This window comes from Mycobacterium sp. (assembly GCF_035570115.1).
In the GTDB taxonomy this organism is placed as follows: domain Bacteria; phylum Actinomycetota; class Actinomycetes; order Mycobacteriales; family Mycobacteriaceae; genus Mycobacterium.
The window spans coordinates 1-19,126 of sequence record NZ_DATMLH010000301.1; the positions used below are offsets into that span (position 1 = coordinate 1).

Consider the following 19,126-nt stretch of genomic DNA (forward strand, 5'->3'; position numbering starts at 1 on the left):
GGTGAGCGCCGTCTTTTTGACCAGCCCGTTGCGGGTGGCCAGTACCAAATACGGGGCGTCCTCGTAGCTCTGGATCTGGATTACCTGAGCGATCCGCTCCTCGGGTTGGAAGGCCAGCAGGTTGGCGACGTGCTGGCCGCGCGCCGTCCGCGAGGCTTCCGGCAGATCGTAGGCCTTGGCTCGGTATACCCGGCCCTGGGTCGTGAAGAACAGGATCCAGTCGTGCGTCGAGCACACGAAGAAGTGCCGTACGATGTCGTCCTGTTTCAGCCCGGCGCCCTGCACCCCCTTGCCGCCGCGCTTCTGGCTGCGGTACAGGTCGGTCTTGGTGCGCTTGGCGTAGCCGGTTTCGGTGATGGTGACGACGACGTCTTCGCGGGTGATCAGGTCTTCGTCGCTGACCTCGCCGTCGGCGGCGATGATCCGGGTGCGGCGGTCGTCGCCGTGCTTCTCGACGATCTCGGCGAGCTCGTCGTGCACGATCCGGCGCTGACGCTCCGGTTTGGCCAAAATGTCTTCCAGGTCGGCGATTTCGGCTTCGATCTTGGCCAGGTCGTCGATGATGCGCTGGCGCTCCAACGCTGCCAGTCGGCGCAACTGCATGTCCAGGATGGCCTGGGCCTGAATGTCGTCGATGTCGAGCAGCTCGATCAGGCCGGCCCGCGCGATGTCCACGGTCTCCGATGCCCGGATCAACGCGATGACTTCGTCGAGCGCGTCCAGCGCCTTGACCAGGCCGCGCAGGATGTGGGCGCGTTCGTTGGCCTTGCGCAGCCGGTAGGTGGTGCGCCGGATGATGACGTCGAGTTGGTGCTCGACGTAGTAGCGGATCAGCTGGTCCAGCCGCAGCGTGCGCGGCACCCCGTCGACGATGGCCAGCATGTTGGCGCCGAAGCTGGTCTGCAGCTGGGTGTGCTTGTAGAGGTTGTTCAGCACCACCTTGGCCACCGCGTCGCGCTTGATCTCGACGACGATGCGCAGCCCGACCCGGTCACTGCTCTGGTCTTCGATGTTGGCGATCCCGGCCAACCTGCCGTCGCGGACCTGCTCTGCGATCGAGGTGATGAAGTTGTCGTGGTTGACCTGATACGGCAACTCGGTGATCACCAGCCCGGTCCGGCCCCGCGAATCTTCTTCTACCTCAACCACTCCGCGCATCCGGATGGAACCGCGGCCAGTCTTGTACGCATCCGCGATGCCTTGCGAACCGACGATCAGCCCCGAGGTAGGGAAGTCGGGGCCTTTGATCCGTTCCATGACGGCGGCCAGGGTGGCCTCTTCGTCGGCCTCGTAGTTGTCCAGCGCCCAGAACACCGCGTCGGCAAGCTCGCGCAGGTTGTGCGGCGGCATGTTGGTCGCCATACCGACAGCGATGCCGCCGGATCCGTTGGCCAGCAGGTTCGGGAACCGGCTGGGCAGCACCGTGGGCTCCTGCACCCGGCCGTCATAGTTGGGGATGAAATCGACTGTCTCCTCGTCGATTTCGCGCAGCATCTCCATCGCCAACGGAGTCAGCCGCGCCTCGGTGTATCTCATCGCGGCCGGCGGGTCGTTGCCCGGCGATCCGAAGTTGCCCTGACCGTCGACCAGCGGATAGCGCAGCGACCATGGTTGGGCCATTCGCACCAAGGTGTCGTAGATCGATGCGTCGCCGTGCGGGTGGTAATTACCCATCGTCTCGGCGACCGACCGCGCGGACTTGGCGTGGCTGCGGTCCGGGCGGAACCCGGAGTCGTACATCGCGTAAAGCACCCGACGGTGCACGGGCTTGAGGCCATCGCGCACTTCCGGCAACGCGCGGCCCACGATGACGCTCATTGCGTAGTCGATGTAGCTGCGCTGCATCTCCTGCTGGATGTCGACCGGTTCGATCCGATCGGCGGCGTCGCCACCGGGCGGCAGCGTGGTGTCTGTCATCTATTCCTCGTCGATGTTGTGAATAGGGGAGTGATCTGAATCGTCAGACATCCAGGAAGCGAACGTCCTTGGCGTTGCGAGTGATAAAGCTTCGGCGTGCCTCGACGTCCTCGCCCATCAGGATGGAGAACAACTCGTCCGCCGCCGCGGCGTCGTCGAGGGTGACTTGACGCAGCACTCTGACCGACGGGTCCATCGTGGTTTCCCACAACTCCTTGGCATCCATTTCACCCAGACCCTTGTAGCGTTGGATGCCGTCTTCTTTATTGATCTTCTTGCCGGCCTTCGCGCCCGCCTCCAACAGACCGTCGCGTTCCCGGTCTGAGTAGGCGAACTCGGGTTCGCTGCGCTGCCACTTCAACTTGTACAGCGGCGGCTGCGCCAAAAACACGTGCCCGTTCTCGATCAGCGGGCGCATGAACCGGAACAACAGTGTCAGCAGCAGCGTCGAGATGTGCTGCCCGTCCACATCGGCGTCGGCCATCAGCACGATCTTGTGGTAGCGCAGTCTGGTGAGGTCGAACTCGTCGTGGATTCCGGTGCCCAGCGCTGTGATGATCGCCTGAACTTCGGTGTTTTTCAGCACCCGGTCGATGCGGGCTTTCTCGACATTGATGATCTTGCCCCGCAACGGAAGAATCGCCTGGAACATCGAGTCGCGGCCGCTCTTGGCCGAACCACCGGCCGAATCACCTTCCACCACATACAGCTCCGACTTACGCGGATCGGTGGAGCGGCAGTCGGCCAGCTTGCCGGGCAGCCCACCCAGATCGGTGGCGCTCTTGCGCCGCACCAACTCTCGGGCCTTTCGGGCGGCGATCCGGGCCTGCGCGGACGACACCGCCTTGTTCACCACGGTCTTGGCATCGGCCGGGTTGGCTTCGAACCAGTGGGTCAGCTGCTCGTTGCAGACCTTCTGCACGAACGACTTGACTTCGGTGTTGCCCAGTTTGGTCTTGGTCTGGCCCTCGAACTGTGGCTCGCTGACCTTGACCGAGATCACCGCGGCCAGGCCCTCACGGATGTCGTCGCCGGTGAGGTTGGGATCTTTGTCTTTCAGCAGCTTTTTGTCTTTGGCGTACTTGTTCACCACCGACGTCAGCGCTGCGCGGAAGCCTTCCTCGTGGGTACCGCCCTCGTGGGTGTTGATGGTGTTGGCGAACGTGTGCACCGACTCCGAATAACCCGCGTTCCACTGCATCGCGATCTCAACCTCGTGACCGGGACCCTTGCCAGAGAAATCCACGATGCTGCTATGGATCGCGTTCTTGGTCCGGTTGATGTGTTTGACGAAATCGACGAGGCCGCCCGGGTAGTGAAAGGTGCGGTGTTTGACCTTCTGCGGTTTGTTGCGTTCTTCGGCCTTTTCCTCGGCCGACTTCGGCGCCTCGGCCGTGTCGCTGACAACCTCGTCGACCACTTCCTCGGCGGCAACGCGCTCGTCGACCAGGTCGATGGTCAGCCCTTTGTTGAGGAAGGCCATCTCCTGCAGCCGGCGGGCCACGGTCTCGAAATCGTATTCGGTGGTCTCGAAGATGTTCGGATCGGCCCAGAACCGCACCGTGGTGCCGGTCTTCTTGCTCTTCTCACCCTGCTTGAGGGTGCCGGGAACCGAGTGGTCATAGAACTGCGACCACTCGTAACCGTCGCGGGAGATCTCCACCTCGAGTCGCGTGGACAATGCGTTGACCACCGACACGCCCACCCCGTGCAAACCACCCGACACCGCGTAGGCGCCGTCATCGCCGCCGAACTTGCCACCCGCATGCAACTGGGTCATGACGACGTCGACGGTGGGTATCCCGGTCGAGTGCATCGACACGGGGATGCCGCGGCCGTCGTCGGTGACCTGGACGCTGCCGTCCTCGAGGATCTTGACGTCGACTTGGGTGGCGTACCCGGCCATCGCCTCGTCCACCGCGTTGTCCACGACCTCCCATACCAGGTGGTGGAGGCCGCGCTCGCCAGTCGACCCGATGTACATGCCCGGTCGTTTGCGAACTGCCTCCAACCCTTCAAGAACCTGGATGTCTCCGGCGTCGTATGAGTTGCGGGCCTTCTTCTGGGCAGCCACGGTCGGAAAGCACTCCTTGGGGTTGCGCGCGGGTAGTTGAATGACTCTGCGCTGGTTCTCCGCCAGTCTACCTATAGCGAGCGGTAGCACCGATTCTGCGAGGGTGTTTCTACACAGCTATCTTCGCCGTGTGCGGAATTTTTCGATCTCGCCTGCGTCCTGACGCTTGACGAGCCGAGTCGCGCCGTTCTGACGGCCCTCAGCGGATCGTTCGATGCCTCATCCGTAGGTGTCACGAGGCCCTCTTCCGGCGATGTGCAAGGGTCCTTTACGCCACGACGGCGCGGTCGGCCCGGTGATTTTCAGCGTGGTCACCACACCATCGCCGACCGCGGCGGCGATTTTTGCCAGCACCTGCGCCTGGATGATCCGTAGCTGCGTAGCCCAAGCCGTCGATTCCGCCGACACACTCAGCACTCCGTCGCGCAGTGCGGTTGGGGTCGCATGCTCGGCGATGTGTTGACCGACCACCGACGACCACTGGCCGACCACTGTGCCCTCGGCCACCCGCGACGACCAGCCATGCTTCTTCGCCACGTCGCGGGTCACGTTGCCCAACCGTTGCGGATCGCGGCTATCCGGTCCCGGACCTGACCACCGGCGCCGACTTGCGGCGCCGGCAACGCGGCGGGTGGGCGGCATCCGCCGCCCACGCCCCACATCTTTGCCTTGCGTGCGCGCGTTGCCGCGAGCCTCTTCCAGCGCTCGCCTCACCAGGTCCATACCGGCCAACCCGCTCAACCGCTCCGGCGGGCCGCCGGCAGCTGTGTCAGGTTCGTCAGATTCATCCGTCATCGGTCGCGCTCCTCCACCGCAGAGACCGGTCCGCTGTCGCCTTCCCGTAGCGCGATCGTCACTCGCTTGGCATCCCAGTCGCGGGGAATGTCGTCGAGGACCGCCGCGGTCACCAGTACCTGCTCCGCCGATGCCGCGGCCGCCGCCAGCGCCGCCCGGCGGGCGGTGTCGAGTTCAGCGAAAACGTCATCGAGCAACAACACCGGATCGCCACCCTCCGCGCGCAACAATTCATAGGCCGCCAGCCGCAGCGCCAACGCCATCGACCACGATTCACCATGGCTGGCAAAGCCTTTCGCGGGTTGCTCACCAAGGCGTAGCTCAAGGTCGTCGCGATGCGGGCCCACTAGGCAGACACCACGCTCGAGTTCGGCGTCGCGGCGCTGCGCCATCCCCGCCAGCAGCGCCGCGCGCAACAGTTCGACGTCGGTGCAGTCGGGCTCGACGTCGACGCTGGCGTGATAACCGATCGCCGCCGGCCGCGATCCCGGCGCCAGCACCTCGTAGCTCTTCTGCACTTCGGGCGCCAGCTCGTTCACCAGCTCCATCCGGGCGGCCATCAAATCAGCACCGTGTGCGGCCAGATGGCCGTCCCACACATCAAGCGTGTCCAGGGCCCCGCGATCACCCCGCAACCTCGCGCCGGACGCGGATTTGAGTAGTGCGGTGCGCTGGCGCAGAACTTTGTCATAGTCAGCCCGCACAGCGGCCACCCGCGGTCGTCGCACCGCCGCCAGGTCGTCGAGGTAGCGGCGCCGATCTCCGGGGTCTCCCCGTACGAGCGCCAGATCTTCCGGCGCGAATAACACCGCCCGGAGTACCCCGATCACCTCACGCGGGCTGCGCACGGGCGATCGATTCAACCGGGCTTTGTTCGCCCGGCCAGCGGTGATCTCCAAGTCGACGGCGCACTCGCGTCCGTCATTGACCACGATCGTCGACACCACCGCCCGCGGCGAGCCGACCCGAACCAAGGGCGCGTCGGTCGCTACCCGATGCGAGCCCAATGTGGACGAATACCACAGTGCTTCAATAAGATTCGTCTTCCCGAAACCGTTGGGACCGACGAACACCGTCCGGCCCGGCGTCAAATCGACCTCGGCGTGTGCCCACGATCGAAAATCCCGCAAGCCCAGATGACGAACAAACACCTGACCGCTAACCAGGAAGACGGACCGGCATCAACAAATAGACGTAGTCGGTCGCAACCGCCGGGAAAGGTCCGCTATCCGTGGGCTGAAGATCGTCGTCGCCAGCCGGTCGCAACACCGCCGGTCGGCTCGGCGTAGTGAAGCCAAACGACACCCGGTCGGAGTGCAGCGACCCCAACCCGTCGGTCAGGTATGTCGGGTTGAAAGCAATCGTCAGCGGTTCGCCGGCGAATTCCACGGCAACATCCTCTTCGGCCCGGCCGACGTCGTCGGCCCCGGCCGACAGTCGCAACACATCGCCGGCGAACTCCATCCGGACCTGCGCACCACGATCGGCGACCAGTGCGACGCGCTTGATCGCCTCGGTCAACTCAGCCACCCCGACAGTGGCCACGGCGGTGTGTTCGGTCGGCAACAGCTGTCGAAACTTCGGGAACTCCGCATCCAGCAACCGGGTCGTACTGCGCTTCCCGTTTCCACTGATCCCGAGCAATCCCTCCTTGCCCACGGTGGGTCCCGACCCCAATGACAAATGAACTTCGGCGCCGTCGCTTCCAGTCTTGGCCGCCTCGGCCAGTGTCTTGGCCGGCACCAACACGGCCGCCTCAACGTCGGATCCGGCCGCGGACCACGTCAGCTCCCGAACCGCCAGGCGGAACCGGTCGGTAGCGGCCAACACCACCGCCGCACCGGAAATCTCCACCCGGATTCCGGTCAGCATCGGCAGTGTGTCGTCGCGGCCGGCGGCGACTGCAACCTGACCGATGGCTTCGGCGAACACATCCGACGACAGCGCACCGGTCTCTTCCGGCAACGCCGGCAGCGTCGGGTAGTCCTCCACCGCCATTGTCGGCAACGAAAATCTCGAACTTCCGCACGTCAAGGAAACTCTGGTGCCTTCCACCTGGACGTCGACCGGCTTGTTGGGCAACGCGCGAGTGATTTCCGACAACAGCCGTCCGGACACCAAAACTGTTCCCGGAGAAGCGATTTCCGCTGCCAGCCGTACTTCGGCGGAGACCTCGTAATCGAACCCGGAAATCGTTAAGCCGTCGTCCGAGCCGGTCAGCAGCACGCCGGCCAGCACCGGCACCGTGGGCCTGGTGGGCAGCGTCCGCGCCACCCATGCCACCGCATCGGCGAAGTCTTCGCGCACCAAGCGAAACTTCAAGTCGGTCACGCCGACTGTGGTCGTCGCCACGTCCATTGCGTCCCTTCATCACCTCGAACAACCAGGCTGACTTCAGCGGCCCCACCGCCCGTGGAGTGCGATCTCCCCGCTGACGGACCCCTGTGCCCGTAAACCCGCTTCGACGACCGAACCGGCAGTCGAACCACAACCGTAGAGCTTTGAGCGCCATCTTGAAAGCTAATCGGAATCAATGACACTCAGGGTGTTCCTGCCTCGTCGGGTGGGTGTGGAACGCTCCGTCCCCAGGTGTCTTTTCCAAGAAGAAACTACGGAGATATACCAGTAACAGTATTAAGGCCTGTGCATCTTGGGGACAGCATGCCATCTGCGCTGCGCAACGATGCCAACCGGGTTGTGAATGACGGCTGCATGGCTGTGTGGTTTGTGTGCAGGGGTTGGGGATTACCCGCGGTTGTGCACGTGGCTGTTATGCCGGCGTGATAACGCAAGGAGGTTGCCCACAGGGATATCCACAAACTGTGCTGTGACTGGTGGGATGGTCGTGTCCAAAGTTTTTTGGCGTTTTGGGCCTTGTGGCCGGCGTTCAGCGCTTTGAGCGCTGCCGAATCCGGGTGGTGAGTTCCTTGACGTGGTCGAAGACTTCGCGGCGCTCGGCCATCTCGGAGAGGATTTTGCGTTGGGCATACATCACCGTGGTGTGGTCGCGGCCGAATGCTTGCCCGATCTTCGGCAGTGACAGGTCGGTCAGTTCGCGGCACAGATACATTGCGATCTGCCTTGACTGGGCCAGCGCCCGGGTCTTACCGGGCCCACGGAGTTCTTCGACCGTGGTATCGAAGTACTCCGCGGTGGCCGCCATGATGGTGGCGGCGCTGATCTGCATGGTGCTGGCGTCGGCAATCAGGTCGCGCAACACGATTTCGGCCAGCGCCTTGTCGATGGGGGTTTTGTTCAGCGACGCGAACGCGGTCACTCGGATGAGCGCGCCTTCGAGTTCGCGGATGTTGCGTTCGATGCTGCTGGCGATGAGCTCGAGCACATCGTCGGGCACCGCCAGGCGTTCCATTTGTGCCTTCTTGCGCAGAATGGCGATGCGGGTTTCCAGCTCGGGTGGCTGCACGTCGGTGATCAGCCCCCATTCGAACCGGGTCCGGAGCCGGTCTTCCAGGGTGGCCAGTTGCTTGGGTGGTCGATCGGAGGAGATGACGATCTGCTTGTTGGCGTTGTGCAGAGTATTGAAAGTGTGGAAGAACTCTTCCTGTATACCTTCTTTACCCTCGATGAATTGGATGTCGTCGACGAGGAGTACGTCGACATCGCGGTAGCTGCGCTTGAAGGCGACCTTGCGATCGTCTCGCAGCGAGTTGATGAAGTCGTTGGTGAACTCTTCGGTGGAGACGTACTTGACCCGCATACCGGGGAACAGTCGTTGCGCGTAGTTACCCGCCGCGTGTAAGAGGTGTGTCTTACCGAGGCCGGATTCGCCCCAGATGAACAGTGGGTTGTAGGCCCGGGCGGGTGCCTCGGCAATCGCGAGGGCCGCGGCGTGGGCGAACCGGTTCGAGGCGCCGATGACGAACGTGTCGAAGGTGTAGCGCCGATTCAGGCTGGTGCCGCCCGAGGCTTCCGGGTCAGCGGTCTGTGGTCGCTCGGTGAAGTAGGTCGGCCAGTTTTGATGTGCGCTGGCGAGGGCTTCGCGGTCGTCGTCAACCTCGTCGACCTCGGCCAGCGATTCGTCGGGCACTAGGCCGTCATCGGATTCGTCACCGGACAGCGCGGCGATACGGACGCCGAGCTCGATCTGTTGACCGAGCCGACGGCTCAGCGCCTCGGTGATCTGGGTACGCAGGTGTCGTTCGATTTCGTTCTGCACGAAGCTGCTGGGCACGGACAGCAGAGCGAACCCTTCGACAATCGTCAGCGGTTGTACAAGGTTCAGCCAGGCTCGTTGCTGCGGTGTCAGGGCAGGGACGTACGGTTCGCCGTTGGTTGGGGAAGCGTCCGTGGCGATCTCGCCGTTGAGTTCGGAGACGACCGCATTCCAGACCGTCGCGAAACTTGATCCGGGGTCATCGGTCAACGACGGCCCCCCTGGTTTGACGTCGAAGTACAGCGTTTAGCCGCGACCACGAACTGTCCACATGGTTATCCACAAGTGTGGACAGGACGACCGCCACCAAGCCGCAGGTCACGGCCGACGGCACGCGGGATCGGCGCTCGAGACAGCCAGCATAGGTCACTTGGCCAGGAAGCCGATCCGCCATCCTCGCTTCGTTGTCGGGCGCCGTTCCATTGTGAAACGGCATTGGCCGAAGCTAACAAGTTTTCTGTTCGCGTGCCAACCGTTCTGCAACATTGGGGCGCGCTTTCGTAGAATTGCTCGCCGGTCGCGGTGGCGGGTGTTGCATGAGTGAAATATCGCCGCGGAGTCGGGCGCCGAGACGGCCAGGTTTGACCCGGCGAACGCTGCTGCGTACCCTCGTCTAGTCGCCCGAAAGTCGGCGATACGGCTGCGATCCGCGCAATCTGCAACGGGGCCCGCGCCGGTTACCAGCGAGACACAGAGCCTGCCAAGGCTTGGTGAGTGCAATCGTGTTCTACCGGCGTCGGTACCGGGCCGGAACACGATGCCAGAAGCAACGAGGAGAGAGTCGTGGCAAAGGGCAAGCGGACCTTCCAGCCGAATAACCGGCGCCGAGCCCGCGTGCACGGCTTCCGGCTGCGGATGCGCACCCGGGCGGGGCGGGCGGTCGTGTCAAACCGGCGGCGCAAGGGCCGCCGTTCGCTGACTGCCTGATTCGAATCTCGGTGTCACAGCGGTGCTTTCCGCGCGGAACCGCATGACGCGGTCAGCCGATTTTGGTGCCACGGTAAAGCACGGGACTCGAGCCGTGCAGCCAGACCTCGTCATCTATTCGCGGCGCGGGACCGACGCCGAAGCGCCGATAGTTGGACTGATCATTTCGCGATCGGTGGGCTCGGCCGTGCAACGGCATCGCTTGGCTCGGCGGTTGCGACACGTCGCTCGCGGAGTGCTCGACGGGCTGGACCGCTCCCAGCAGATCGTGATCCGCGCCCGGCCGAACGCTCGTGACGTCGGATCCGCTCGATTGGAAGAAGAACTACGGGCCGGCTTACGGCGGATCCAGGCGACGGGATCTGGTCGGTGAATGACATAACGTCACAGCTGGGACAGTGGCTACATGGCGCCGAGGCCGCGGTTATCCGCGGGTTGATTTTCTTGATTCAGCTTTACCGGCACATGGTGTCGCCACTTCGGCTACCGACGTGCCGGTTCACCCCAACGTGTAGTCAGTACGCAGTAGAGGCGCTGGCCGAGTACGGGTTGGTGCGGGGGATTGGACTGGCGGCCGTCCGGCTGGCCAAGTGCGGTCCATGGCATCGGGGAGGATGGGATCCGATACCGGAGCACCGGGCGGTCCGGGTGGAAATCTGGGGTACCCCAGCGACGCTAGGGGAGAGTGATTAACGTTGTTTGATCCGTTCAGCCTGGACTACTTCTACTATCCGGTTTCGGCGATCATGTGGCTCTGGTACAAAGCCTTCGGGTTTCTGCTGGGCCCGTCGAACTTCTTCGCGTGGACGCTGTCGGTGATGTTCCTGGTCTTCTCGCTACGGGCGATTTTGTACAAGCCGTTCGTCCGGCAGATCCGCACCACCCGCCAGATGCAGGAGCTGCAACCGCAGATCAAGGCGCTGCAGAAGAAGTACGGCAAGGACCGTCAGCGGATGGCCTTGGAGATGCAGAAGCTACAGCGCGAACACGGATTCAATCCGATACTCGGCTGCTTGCCGATGCTGGCGCAGATCCCGGTGTTCCTGGGGCTGTATCACGTGCTGCGGTGCTTCAACCGCACCACCACCGGTATCGGACAACTGGGGCTCTCTCCGGAGCGCAACCGCGAGCTGGGTAACTACGTCTTCAGCGCCGCGGATGTCGGACACTTCCTGGACGCCAACCTGTTCGGTGCGCCCCTGGGTGCCTCCATGACGCAACGGGGCGCTAGTCTCGCGGCCTTCACCGAATTCAGTCGGCCTGCCGTCATCGCGGTCGGCATGCCCGTGATGATCCTGGCCGGCATCGCCACCTACTTCAACAGCCGGGCGTCGATCGCGCGGCAAAGCCCCGAAGCCGCGGCGAACCCGCAGACGGCGATGATGAACAAGCTCGCGCTGTATGTCTTCCCGCTGGGCGTGGTAGTCGGCGGACCGTTCTTGCCGTTGGCGATCATCTTCTACTGGTTCTCGAACAACATCTGGACGTTCGGCCAGCAGCACCTCGTCTTCGGGATGATCGAAAAAGAGGAAGAGGCGAAGAAGCGCGAGGCATTGGAACGTCGGGCGGCGAATGCGCCGGTGCCCGGCGCCAAACCCAAGCGGTCGGCGAGGAGCGCGGCGGCGGACGGCAACGGTTCGCCGGCGCCTGCGGGCGGTGCGGATGGTGAATCTGCAGCCGCGGAACCGTCGGAGGCCAGCACGAGTAAGGGCGATCAGGTGGCGCGCAACAGCAATCCGGCCGGCCGCACTCCACGCCCAGGCGCGAAGCCGAAGAAGCGCAGGCGCTGACCGAGGATCGGGTCGACGTTGGGGATGAGCCCGGGACCAGAGACCGGGCAGCAGACTTAGCCGGGCGCAGGCCCGGGCGACGGGAAGGAACAGACAGGGATGACGGACGCGGACACAACGGGATACGACATCGACGAAGCTTCGACAGGGGTGGTTCTGGAAGAGGCGTCGGAGGACACCGCGGCGGACGATAGTGACACCGATACCGAGGCCGATACGGGGGCCGATACGGAGGAGCGATTGGTCGCCGAGGGAGAGATCGCGGGCGACTACTTGGAAGAGCTCCTGGACCTCCTAGATTTCGATGGCGACATCGATCTGGACGTCGAGGGCACCCGTGCGGTGGTCAGCATCGACGGCAGCGACGACTTGAACAAGTTGGTGGGCCGCAAGGGCGAGGTGCTCGATGCCTTGCAGGAACTGACTCGGCTGGCGGTGCATCAGAAGACGGGGGTGCGCAGCCGACTGATGCTCGATATCGCCGGCTGGCGGCGGCGCCGCCGGGACGAGTTGGCGGCGTTGGGCGACAAGGTTGCCAGGAGAGTGCTGGAAAGTGGCGAGCGCGAAGAACTCGCTCCGATGACACCGTTTGAGCGCAAGATCGTTCACGACGCGGTCGCGGCGATTGGAGGAGTCCGGAGCGAGAGCGAGGGCGTGGAGCCGTCGCGCCGCGTCGTCGTGCTGGTCGATTGAATGAGAAACAGAGTTACACAGCTGTAGTTCGCTTGGGTCCGGCGAGTACGGACGGGAGGGATGTTTCACGTGAAACATGTCGCTCCGAACGAGCGAGCGCTGCCGCGGGTGCCGCCGCCGCCCGACGCAGCGACAGCCGTATTCGGGCCCCGCGTCGACCTCGCCCAGAACTACGCCAAGTTGCTCGCGGACGCCGGCGTCGAGTGGGGGCTTCTGGGCCCGCACGAAATCGACCGAATCTGGGAACGGCACCTCTTGAATTGCGGCGTGCTCTCGGAGTTGTTGAATCCCGGCGAGCGGGTGGCCGACATCGGTAGCGGCGCCGGGTTACCGGGATTGGCCCTGGCGATCGCGCAGCCCGGACTCCGCATCGTTCTGATCGAGTCGCTGCTCCGGCGAACCGAGTTTCTGCGCATGGCCGTCACCGAGCTCGGGCTGGATGTCGAAGTACTCCGGGGCCGGGCCGAGGAGCCGGCCATCCGCGAGCAGGCCGGCGGATGTGATGCCGTCGTGTCGCGGGCGGTGGCCCCATTGGACAAGGTGACACGGTGGAGCCTGCCGCTGCTGCGGCCAGGTGGTCGGATGCTCGCGATCAAGGGCGAGCGGGCACCCGACGAAGTGCGCGAGCACCGGCGTGTGATGACTGCGTTGGGCGCCGCGGATGCCAGGGTGGTGGAATGTGGCGTGAACTATCTGTCTCCGCCGACAACCGTGGTGGTGGCACGGCGCGGCAAGCCGGCCCCAAGCCGGGGTGTGCCGCGCCGACGGTCGAACAGGGAGAGCCTATGAGTGCGCCGCACGACCCGGTCGGTTCCGATCACGGAACCCACTCCGCCACGCATGTTTCACGTGAAACATCGGAATTCGACACCCCGATCGGAGCCGCTGCAGAGCGCGCCATGCAGGTACTGCACACCGCCTACAAACCGCTGCGCCGCCCGCGCCATCGTCGACTGTTCACGATCGCCAATCAGAAAGGCGGCGTCGGCAAAACCACCACGGCAGTGAACCTGGCCGCGGCGCTCGCCATTCAAGGCCTCAAAACGCTCGTCATCGATCTGGATCCACAGGGCAACGCGAGTACGGCGCTAGGTATCACCGACCGTCATTCCGGCACACCGTCGTCATACGAGGTGCTTCTCGGCGAGATGTCTTTACGGACCGCGTTGCGCCGCAGCCCGCACAGCGAGCGCTTGTTCTGTGTGCCATCGACCATCGACCTGGCCGGCGCCGAGATCGAATTGGTGAGCATGGTGGCGCGCGAGAACCGACTTCGTACGGCGCTCGCCGAACTCGACGGCCCCGCCATTTCTGACTTCGACTACGTCTTCATCGACTGCCCACCGTCGCTGGGGCTGTTGACCATCAACGCGTTGGTCGCCGCCCCCGAGGTACTGATCCCCATCCAGTGCGAGTACTACGCGCTTGAGGGGGTGTCCCAGTTGATGAATAACATCGAGATGGTCAAAGCCCATCTGAATCCCAGCCTGGACGTCAGCACTGTCATCCTCACCATGTACGACGGCCGGACCAAGCTCGCCGATCAGGTGGCCGACGAAGTCCGCCGCTACTTCGGGGCGAAGGTCCTACGCACCGTGATCCCGCGCAGCGTGAAGGTCTCGGAGGCGCCCGGTTACAGCATGACGATCATCGATTACGATCCCGGTTCGCGCGGCGCGATGAGTTACCTCGACGCCAGCCGCGAGCTCGCCGAGCGTGACGGACCATCACCTAAAGAGGGGGACAAGCATGACCCAGGCGCACCGTAGGAAGGGCGGACTCGGGCGAGGCCTGGCTTCGCTGATCCCCACCGGGCCGGCGGATCCCAATGATGATTCGACCCGGTTCGGGCCGCGGATGGGCGATGCGGCGGCCGACGTAGTGCTGGGGGGTCCACCGCCCGGGGGCTCAGCGGCCTCGACCGATATCGGTGCGGTGTACCGCGAGATCGACCCGGCCCTCATCGAGCCGAACCCGCGCCAGCCGCGGCAGGTGTTCGACGACGAGGCGCTGGCCGAGTTGGTGCACTCAATCCGCGAGTTCGGTCTCATGCAGCCGATCGTGGTCCGTGCAGTCGACGTAGCCCAGCCATCCGGCGGGCAGCGTTATCAGCTCGTGATGGGGGAGCGACGGTGGCGGGCGGCCCAGGCGGCCGGGATGACCGCCATCCCGGCGATCGTGCGCGAGACCGCCGAGGACAATCTGCTACGCGATGCACTGTTGGAGAACATCCACCGGGTGCAGTTGAACCCGCTGGAAGAGGCGGCGGCCTATCAGCAACTGCTCGACGAGTTCGGCGTCACCCACGACGAGCTGGCCGCCCGCATCGGCCGGTCCCGTCCGCTGATCACCAACATGATCCGATTGCTGCGGTTGCCGATTCCTGTTCAGCGCCGGGTCGCAGCAGGAGTGCTGTCGGCCGGCCACGCCCGGGCGCTGCTATCCCTCGAGGGCGGTCCGGACGCGCAAGAAAACCTGGCGGCACGGATCATCGCCGAGGGGCTGTCGGTGCGGGCAACCGAGGAGGCGGTCACCCTCGCCAATCGCAGCGATACCAACCAGCCAGCGCCGCCACGGCGCAAGCCGATCCAGATGCCCGGCCTTCAGGACGTAGCCGAGCAGCTCTCCGGCACCTTCGACACCCGCGTCACAGTCAGCGTGGGCAAACGCAAAGGCAAGATCGTGATCGAGTTCGGTTCGGTAGACGATTTGCAGCGCATCGTCGGCCTGATGAACTCGTCGGACAGCTGACCATAGACACCAACTGATTACGTCACTGTGACAATCCGGCCAACCAAGCCGCCCCAACATGCCGCAGTCAACTGAATCGGGCTGTGCACCAGTTCATTTCAGCGTTGACGTGGAATCGGCGAAGCGCGGGCTAGCTGGTTGGCCCGAGTCGGCAGGGGAGGGGCGTTTCGGGCCCTCAATTCGGGGTCGCGTGGGTATCGCCGTCGGCCGTGCCCGGAGGGTACGCTCAGCTGCGGGGTGGCGGCACCACCCGGTCGCGGGGAACTTGGACATCGGCGGCGCCCTGCGACGATTCGGGCCAATACGGCCCGAGGAGAAACAGGGTCAGTCAATGACAGCCCTCCACGGAGGCCCAGGAGTTTAGTGTCTGCTCGAATCACACCGCTACGACTCGAAGCCTTCGACCAGCTTCCCAAACACGCCCGCCGCTGCACCTTCTGGGAAGTCGACCCCGCGACCCTTGGTAACGAAGACCACCTGGCCGACCCGGAATTCGAAAAAGAGGCGTGGCTGTCGATGGTCATGCTGGAGTGGGGATCGTGCGGTCAGGTGGCGATGGCGGCTCCGGCGGAGGCCGGCCAGGGCGAGGCCTCCTGTTTGGGCTATGCCTTCTACGCTCCGCCCCGGGCGGTGCCCCGAGCACATCGGTTTCCCACCGCGCCGGTGTCGGCTGACGCGGTACTGCTCACCTCGATGCGAGTGGAGCCCGGCCCAGCCGCCGACGAGCTGCCGTACAGCCTGGTGGCGCGGGTGGTCGACGAATTGGTCCGCCGGGGCGTCCGGGCACTGGAGGCGTTCGGTCGCACCGAGAACGTCGCGGAGCTGCTCAACCCACAGACCGTCGATCCCGATCTCCGACCGGTGCTCGAGGCGCTGGGTGACTGTTCGGTCGAGCACTGCGTGATCGAGGCAGACTTTCTTCGGGACGTGGGATTCGTCGTGGTGGCCCACCATCGGTATTTCCCGCGCTTGCGACTCGAGCTGGACAAGGGTCTTGGCTGGAAGGCGGAGGTCGAAGCGGCATTAGAACGGCTGCTGGAGACCTCGTCGCTGCAGCAACCGGTCGCAGCGGGATCCGCGGCTATGAACCGCTGAGCCGGCCGGCCTGCTCCACTGACAACTCGTGAGCAAGTAGTTCGGCAAAGGTAAACGTGCCAGTAGGCCGGTCGTTCTTGCCGAGCAGATACAGCCGCTTCACCGCCGCCAGTATCCCCTCAGCGATCGCGTCGCGGGTCTGTGTGGTGATCAGCAGCGCTCGATCACGCGGGTTGGTGATGTATCCGATGTCGACCTGAACGGTAGGCATCCGGGTCAGCCGCAGCAGATCCCAGGTCCGACCATGGACCCGGCAGTCGCGTAAACCGGTGCGCGCGACCACTTCTCGTTGAATGAAGTCAGCCAGGTTACGGCCAATGGTGGAGACCGAACCGTGCGAATTGCCGAAGTGGAACGAGGCCACGCCGTTGGCCGACGGGCTGGCCTGGGTTGCGCAGCGCAGGCTGATCATCAGGTCGGCGCCGACGGCATTAGCCGTCGCGGCACGCTCGGTGTCCGATGGGCTGCGGTTGGTGGGCCGCGACAGGAAGGTTTCCATGCCGATGGCAGTCATCCTGCCTTCCAGACGACTTGCCAAGTCCCACAACACGTCTGCTTCGCTGATGGGCCCGGCGGCCCCGTGTGTGATCAGCCCGTGGTCGGCACCGCCGCGACCGGGATCGATGATGATTCGCTTACCCGACAGCTTCGGCCCGGATCGACGGACCAGCTCCTCTTCACGGATGGCGTGCAGCGAACCGCCGGTTACTCGCGAACTGAGAAAGTACAAGGACCGCAACGTCTCCGGGCCGCAAATACCGTCGGCGTCGAGCCCGGACTCGCGCTGGTACGACATCAACCCGTTGTGGGTCTGCAGGCCGAAGTGTCCGTCGACGAGCCCGGTGTAAAAGCCGAGATCCTGCAACCGGGCTTGCAGGGTGGCGACGTCGTCACCGTACATCGGCGCACCGAACTGATGGTTGAGCGTACGGGCGCCGAGCCGGTAGGACGCTTCTTTCAGCGCACGGTAGGTCGCTTCGCCAACGACACCGTCCACCAAGAGGCCGCGATGCTGCTGAAACGCCCGCACGGCGCGGTCGAGCTCTTCGTCGAAGACATCGAGTGCCACATGCTTTCCGGTGGTGAGGTTCTCGTCCGGGCCGTCGAGATGCCCCAGCGCGGTCAGCGAAGCCCGAATCTCGGTGACCGCTGCGCTGCGGTCACCACAGCGCAGCGCTTCGCCGGCACCGCGGTGCGGATGCGACATTCAAGGCCTCCGGTGAGCTGGTCACAGCCCTGCCGTTCGTTGACAGGCTTGGCGGTATTGTCGCAGACGCTCGTCGATTTCGGGAAAACGCCAGGCAAATCGCGGCGATCTGCAGCGAACTAACCGACGTCGGGAACGGCGTCGGAAAGTTCGCGTAGTAGCGCCGCCTTGCCTTTGGCACCAACGATCCGCTTGACGGGTTCGCCGTCCTTGAACAAGATCAACGTCGGGATCGAGACCACCTGAAAATTGCGGGCGGTCTCGGGGTTTGCGTCAACATCGAGTTTGGCGACGGTGAGCTGCCCGGCATTTTCGGCGGCGATCTCCGCCAACACCGGTGCCACCATCTTGCATGGTCCGCACCAGGTAGCCCAAAAGTCAACCAGCACAGGGGTATTGCTGGCTAACACATCGTTTTGGAAAGATGCGTCAGAGACATCCACAGGTGTGCCTGCGGAATCGGTGTTCGTCATCGCTGTGCTCCAATCAAAGTGTCGCTGCCGCCGGGGTTTCGGCGGATTTGGTCGGTGCGGATGCCGGCGTTTCCGCTTGCTCGGTCAGCCAGCGCTCGGCGTCAATCGCTGCGCTGCAACCCGTACCGGCAGCGGTGACCGCCTGCCGGTAGGTGTGATCAACCAAGTCGCCCGCCGCAAACACCCCGTCGAGCGAAGTGTGGGTGGTGTTGTCCTGGACCAGCACGTAGCCTTCCGGATCCAGGTCGACCGCACCGCGCACCAATTCAGACCGCGGATCGTGGCCGATTGCGACGAATACCCCGGTCACGGCCAGCGTGGATTCCTTGCCGGTGCCGGTGTCGCGTAGCCGCAAGCCGGCTACGGTGGTGTCGCCCTCGACGCCGACCACGACGCTGTTGGTGATGAACCGGATCTTGTCGTTATCGCGGGCCCGGTCGAGCATGATCTTGGAGGCCCGAAACTCCTCGCGGCGATGCACGACGGTGACGCTGCGCGCGAATTTCGTCAGGAAGGTGGCCTCCTCCATCGCCGAGTCCCCACCGCCGATCACGGCGATGTCCTGATCGCGGAAGAAAAAGCCGTCGCAGGTGGCGCAAGAGCTCACTCCGCGGCCCAGCAGCTCCTGCTCGCCCGGCACATGCAGATAGCGAGCCGCGGCGCCCATCGCCAGGATCACGGTCCGCGCCCGCAAGGTCTCCCCGTCGGCGGTGGTGACCGACTTGACCGGGCCGTCCAACGACACCGATTCGACGTCTTCCATGCGCAGGTCCGCACCGAACCGCAGCGCCTGCTCGCGCATCTGGTCCATCAGCTCCGGGCCGGTGATGCCGTCGCGGAAGCCGGGATAGTTCTCCACCTCGGTCGTGGTCATCAACGCACCACCGAAAGACGTCCCCTCAAAGACCAGGGGTGCCAGCTGTGCGCGCGCCGTGTAGAGGGCCGCTGTGTACCCGGCCGGACCAGAACCAATGACGATGACGTCGTGGACTTTGTCATGAGCGGAGTCGGTCATACGAGCCTTTCAGATACAGACTTCTTCAATCGTGTCGAACGCCAGCGTAAGCGTGGCTGTTCCCGCTCGTGTCGCGCAACACGTGGCACCACCTTAAGGGCGGGGGACCTGGGTGCTGGCTAACAGCCCGGTATCGGCGGCGCTGCAGTTCAGCGCCACCGCAAAGACCGCCAGGTCGGCTGGCGTGTCGGCGGGGAGCACCAGCAGCACGCCGG

At 64.3% G+C, this 19,126-nt stretch carries 17 protein-coding genes and 2 pseudogenes; 9 read left to right on the forward strand and 10 right to left on the reverse strand.

Annotated elements, in window-relative coordinates; translation table 11 throughout:
• The 6 genes from gyrA to dnaA form a co-directional block, all read right to left on the reverse strand.
• A partial coding sequence (gene gyrA / locus VNW74_RS28575) for a DNA gyrase subunit A (protein ID WP_325683162.1) occupies positions 1 to 1,917 on the reverse strand: 1,917 nt, incomplete at its 3' end.
• Between the two features lie 43 nt (positions 1,918 to 1,960).
• Positions 1,961 to 3,991: a DNA topoisomerase (ATP-hydrolyzing) subunit B gene (gene gyrB / locus VNW74_RS28580; protein ID WP_325683164.1), complete on the reverse strand. Its 2,031-nt coding sequence runs from the start codon at positions 3,989 to 3,991 to the stop codon at positions 1,961 to 1,963.
• A 219-nt stretch (positions 3,992 to 4,210) separates the two neighbouring features.
• Positions 4,211 to 4,786 carry a DUF721 family protein gene (locus VNW74_RS28585; RefSeq protein WP_325683166.1) on the reverse strand — a complete coding sequence of 192 codons (576 nt, stop codon included), beginning with the start codon at positions 4,784 to 4,786 and terminating at the stop codon, positions 4,211 to 4,213.
• Entirely contained in the window at positions 4,783 to 5,937 is a 1,155-nt protein-coding gene (gene recF / locus VNW74_RS28590; RefSeq protein ID WP_325683168.1) for a DNA replication/repair protein RecF, read from the reverse strand. The genes VNW74_RS28585 and recF overlap by 4 nt, the downstream gene beginning before the upstream one ends.
• Before the next feature lie 7 nt (positions 5,938 to 5,944).
• Complete coding sequence (dnaN, locus tag VNW74_RS28595; RefSeq protein WP_325683170.1) at positions 5,945 to 7,144, reverse strand: DNA polymerase III subunit beta; 1,200 nt, start codon at positions 7,142 to 7,144, stop codon at positions 5,945 to 5,947.
• 529 nt (positions 7,145 to 7,673) lie between these two features.
• A complete protein-coding gene (dnaA, locus tag VNW74_RS28600) occupies positions 7,674 to 9,170 on the reverse strand; it encodes a chromosomal replication initiator protein DnaA (protein WP_325683172.1) in 1,497 nt (498 codons plus the stop codon).
• Positions 9,171 to 9,743: 573 nt separating this feature from the next.
• Between dnaA and rpmH the strand changes: the two genes are divergently transcribed.
• The 9 genes from rpmH (at position 9,744) to VNW74_RS28645 (ending at position 16,216) form a co-directional block, all read left to right on the forward strand.
• Positions 9,744 to 9,887, forward strand: coding sequence for a 50S ribosomal protein L34 (gene rpmH / locus VNW74_RS28605; protein WP_325683174.1), 144 nt, complete (start codon positions 9,744 to 9,746; stop codon positions 9,885 to 9,887).
• Between the two features lie 22 nt (positions 9,888 to 9,909).
• A complete protein-coding gene (gene rnpA / locus VNW74_RS28610) occupies positions 9,910 to 10,260 on the forward strand; it encodes a ribonuclease P protein component (RefSeq protein WP_325683176.1) in 351 nt (116 codons plus the stop codon).
• Positions 10,257 to 10,580, forward strand: coding sequence for a membrane protein insertion efficiency factor YidD (gene yidD / locus VNW74_RS28615; protein WP_414686815.1), 324 nt, complete (start codon positions 10,257 to 10,259; stop codon positions 10,578 to 10,580). The genes rnpA and yidD overlap by 4 nt, the downstream gene beginning before the upstream one ends.
• A gap of 53 nt (positions 10,581 to 10,633) precedes the next feature.
• Positions 10,634 to 11,677 carry a membrane protein insertase YidC gene (gene yidC, locus VNW74_RS28620; protein WP_414686816.1) on the forward strand — a complete coding sequence of 348 codons (1,044 nt, stop codon included), beginning with the start codon at positions 10,634 to 10,636 and terminating at the stop codon, positions 11,675 to 11,677.
• A gap of 99 nt (positions 11,678 to 11,776) precedes the next feature.
• Entirely contained in the window at positions 11,777 to 12,370 is a 594-nt protein-coding gene (locus tag VNW74_RS28625; RefSeq protein WP_325683180.1) for a protein jag, read from the forward strand.
• Between the two features lie 60 nt (positions 12,371 to 12,430).
• Positions 12,431 to 13,159, forward strand: a complete 729-nt coding sequence (gene rsmG / locus VNW74_RS28630) for a 16S rRNA (guanine(527)-N(7))-methyltransferase RsmG (protein WP_325683182.1) — start codon at positions 12,431 to 12,433, stop codon at positions 13,157 to 13,159.
• Complete coding sequence (locus tag VNW74_RS28635; RefSeq protein WP_325683184.1) at positions 13,156 to 14,139, forward strand: ParA family protein; 984 nt, start codon at positions 13,156 to 13,158, stop codon at positions 14,137 to 14,139. The genes rsmG and VNW74_RS28635 overlap by 4 nt, the downstream gene beginning before the upstream one ends.
• Positions 14,120 to 15,121, forward strand: coding sequence for a ParB/RepB/Spo0J family partition protein (locus VNW74_RS28640; RefSeq protein WP_325683186.1), 1,002 nt, complete (start codon positions 14,120 to 14,122; stop codon positions 15,119 to 15,121). Before VNW74_RS28635 ends, VNW74_RS28640 begins: the two co-directional genes overlap by 20 nt.
• A 363-nt stretch (positions 15,122 to 15,484) precedes the next feature.
• Positions 15,485 to 16,216, forward strand: coding sequence for an acetyltransferase (locus tag VNW74_RS28645; protein WP_325683188.1), 732 nt, complete (start codon positions 15,485 to 15,487; stop codon positions 16,214 to 16,216).
• On the opposite strand, the gene VNW74_RS28650 is transcribed toward VNW74_RS28645, so the two are convergent.
• From VNW74_RS28650 to VNW74_RS28665, 4 genes and pseudogenes are all read right to left on the reverse strand, one after another.
• Positions 16,203 to 17,423, reverse strand: a complete 1,221-nt coding sequence (locus VNW74_RS28650) for an N-acetylmuramoyl-L-alanine amidase (protein WP_325683190.1) — start codon at positions 17,421 to 17,423, stop codon at positions 16,203 to 16,205. The genes VNW74_RS28645 and VNW74_RS28650 overlap by 14 nt on opposite strands.
• 119 nt (positions 17,424 to 17,542) lie before the next feature.
• On the reverse strand, positions 17,543 to 17,896 hold the full coding sequence (gene trxA, locus VNW74_RS28655) for a thioredoxin (protein WP_325683192.1): 354 nt from the start codon (positions 17,894 to 17,896) through the stop codon (positions 17,543 to 17,545).
• Positions 17,893 to 18,911: pseudogene (gene trxB, locus VNW74_RS28660) on the reverse strand (thioredoxin-disulfide reductase). The gene trxA and the pseudogene trxB overlap by 4 nt, the downstream one beginning before the upstream one ends.
• A gap of 93 nt (positions 18,912 to 19,004) precedes the next feature.
• Positions 19,005 to 19,126, reverse strand: a pseudogene (locus tag VNW74_RS28665) (hypothetical protein); the annotation flags it as partial.

Excerpts from the sequence above, each read along its gene's own strand:
- yidC (WP_414686816.1), top strand. The coding sequence starts at position 10,634 with ATGTGGCTCTGGTACAAAGCCTTCGGGTTTCTGCTGGGCCCGTCGAAC.
- dnaN (WP_325683170.1), bottom strand. The coding sequence starts at position 7,144 with ATGGACGTGGCGACGACCACAGTCGGCGTGACCGACTTGAAGTTTCGC.
- VNW74_RS28625 (WP_325683180.1), top strand. The coding sequence starts at position 11,777 with ATGACGGACGCGGACACAACGGGATACGACATCGACGAAGCTTCGACA.
- trxA (WP_325683192.1), bottom strand. The coding sequence starts at position 17,896 with ATGACGAACACCGATTCCGCAGGCACACCTGTGGATGTCTCTGACGCA.
- VNW74_RS28650 (WP_325683190.1), bottom strand. The coding sequence starts at position 17,423 with ATGTCGCATCCGCACCGCGGTGCCGGCGAAGCGCTGCGCTGTGGTGAC.
- VNW74_RS28635 (WP_325683184.1), top strand. The coding sequence starts at position 13,156 with ATGAGTGCGCCGCACGACCCGGTCGGTTCCGATCACGGAACCCACTCC.
- rsmG (WP_325683182.1), top strand. The coding sequence starts at position 12,431 with ATGTTTCACGTGAAACATGTCGCTCCGAACGAGCGAGCGCTGCCGCGG.
- VNW74_RS28585 (WP_325683166.1), bottom strand. The coding sequence starts at position 4,786 with ATGACGGATGAATCTGACGAACCTGACACAGCTGCCGGCGGCCCGCCG.
- VNW74_RS28640 (WP_325683186.1), top strand. The coding sequence starts at position 14,120 with ATGACCCAGGCGCACCGTAGGAAGGGCGGACTCGGGCGAGGCCTGGCT.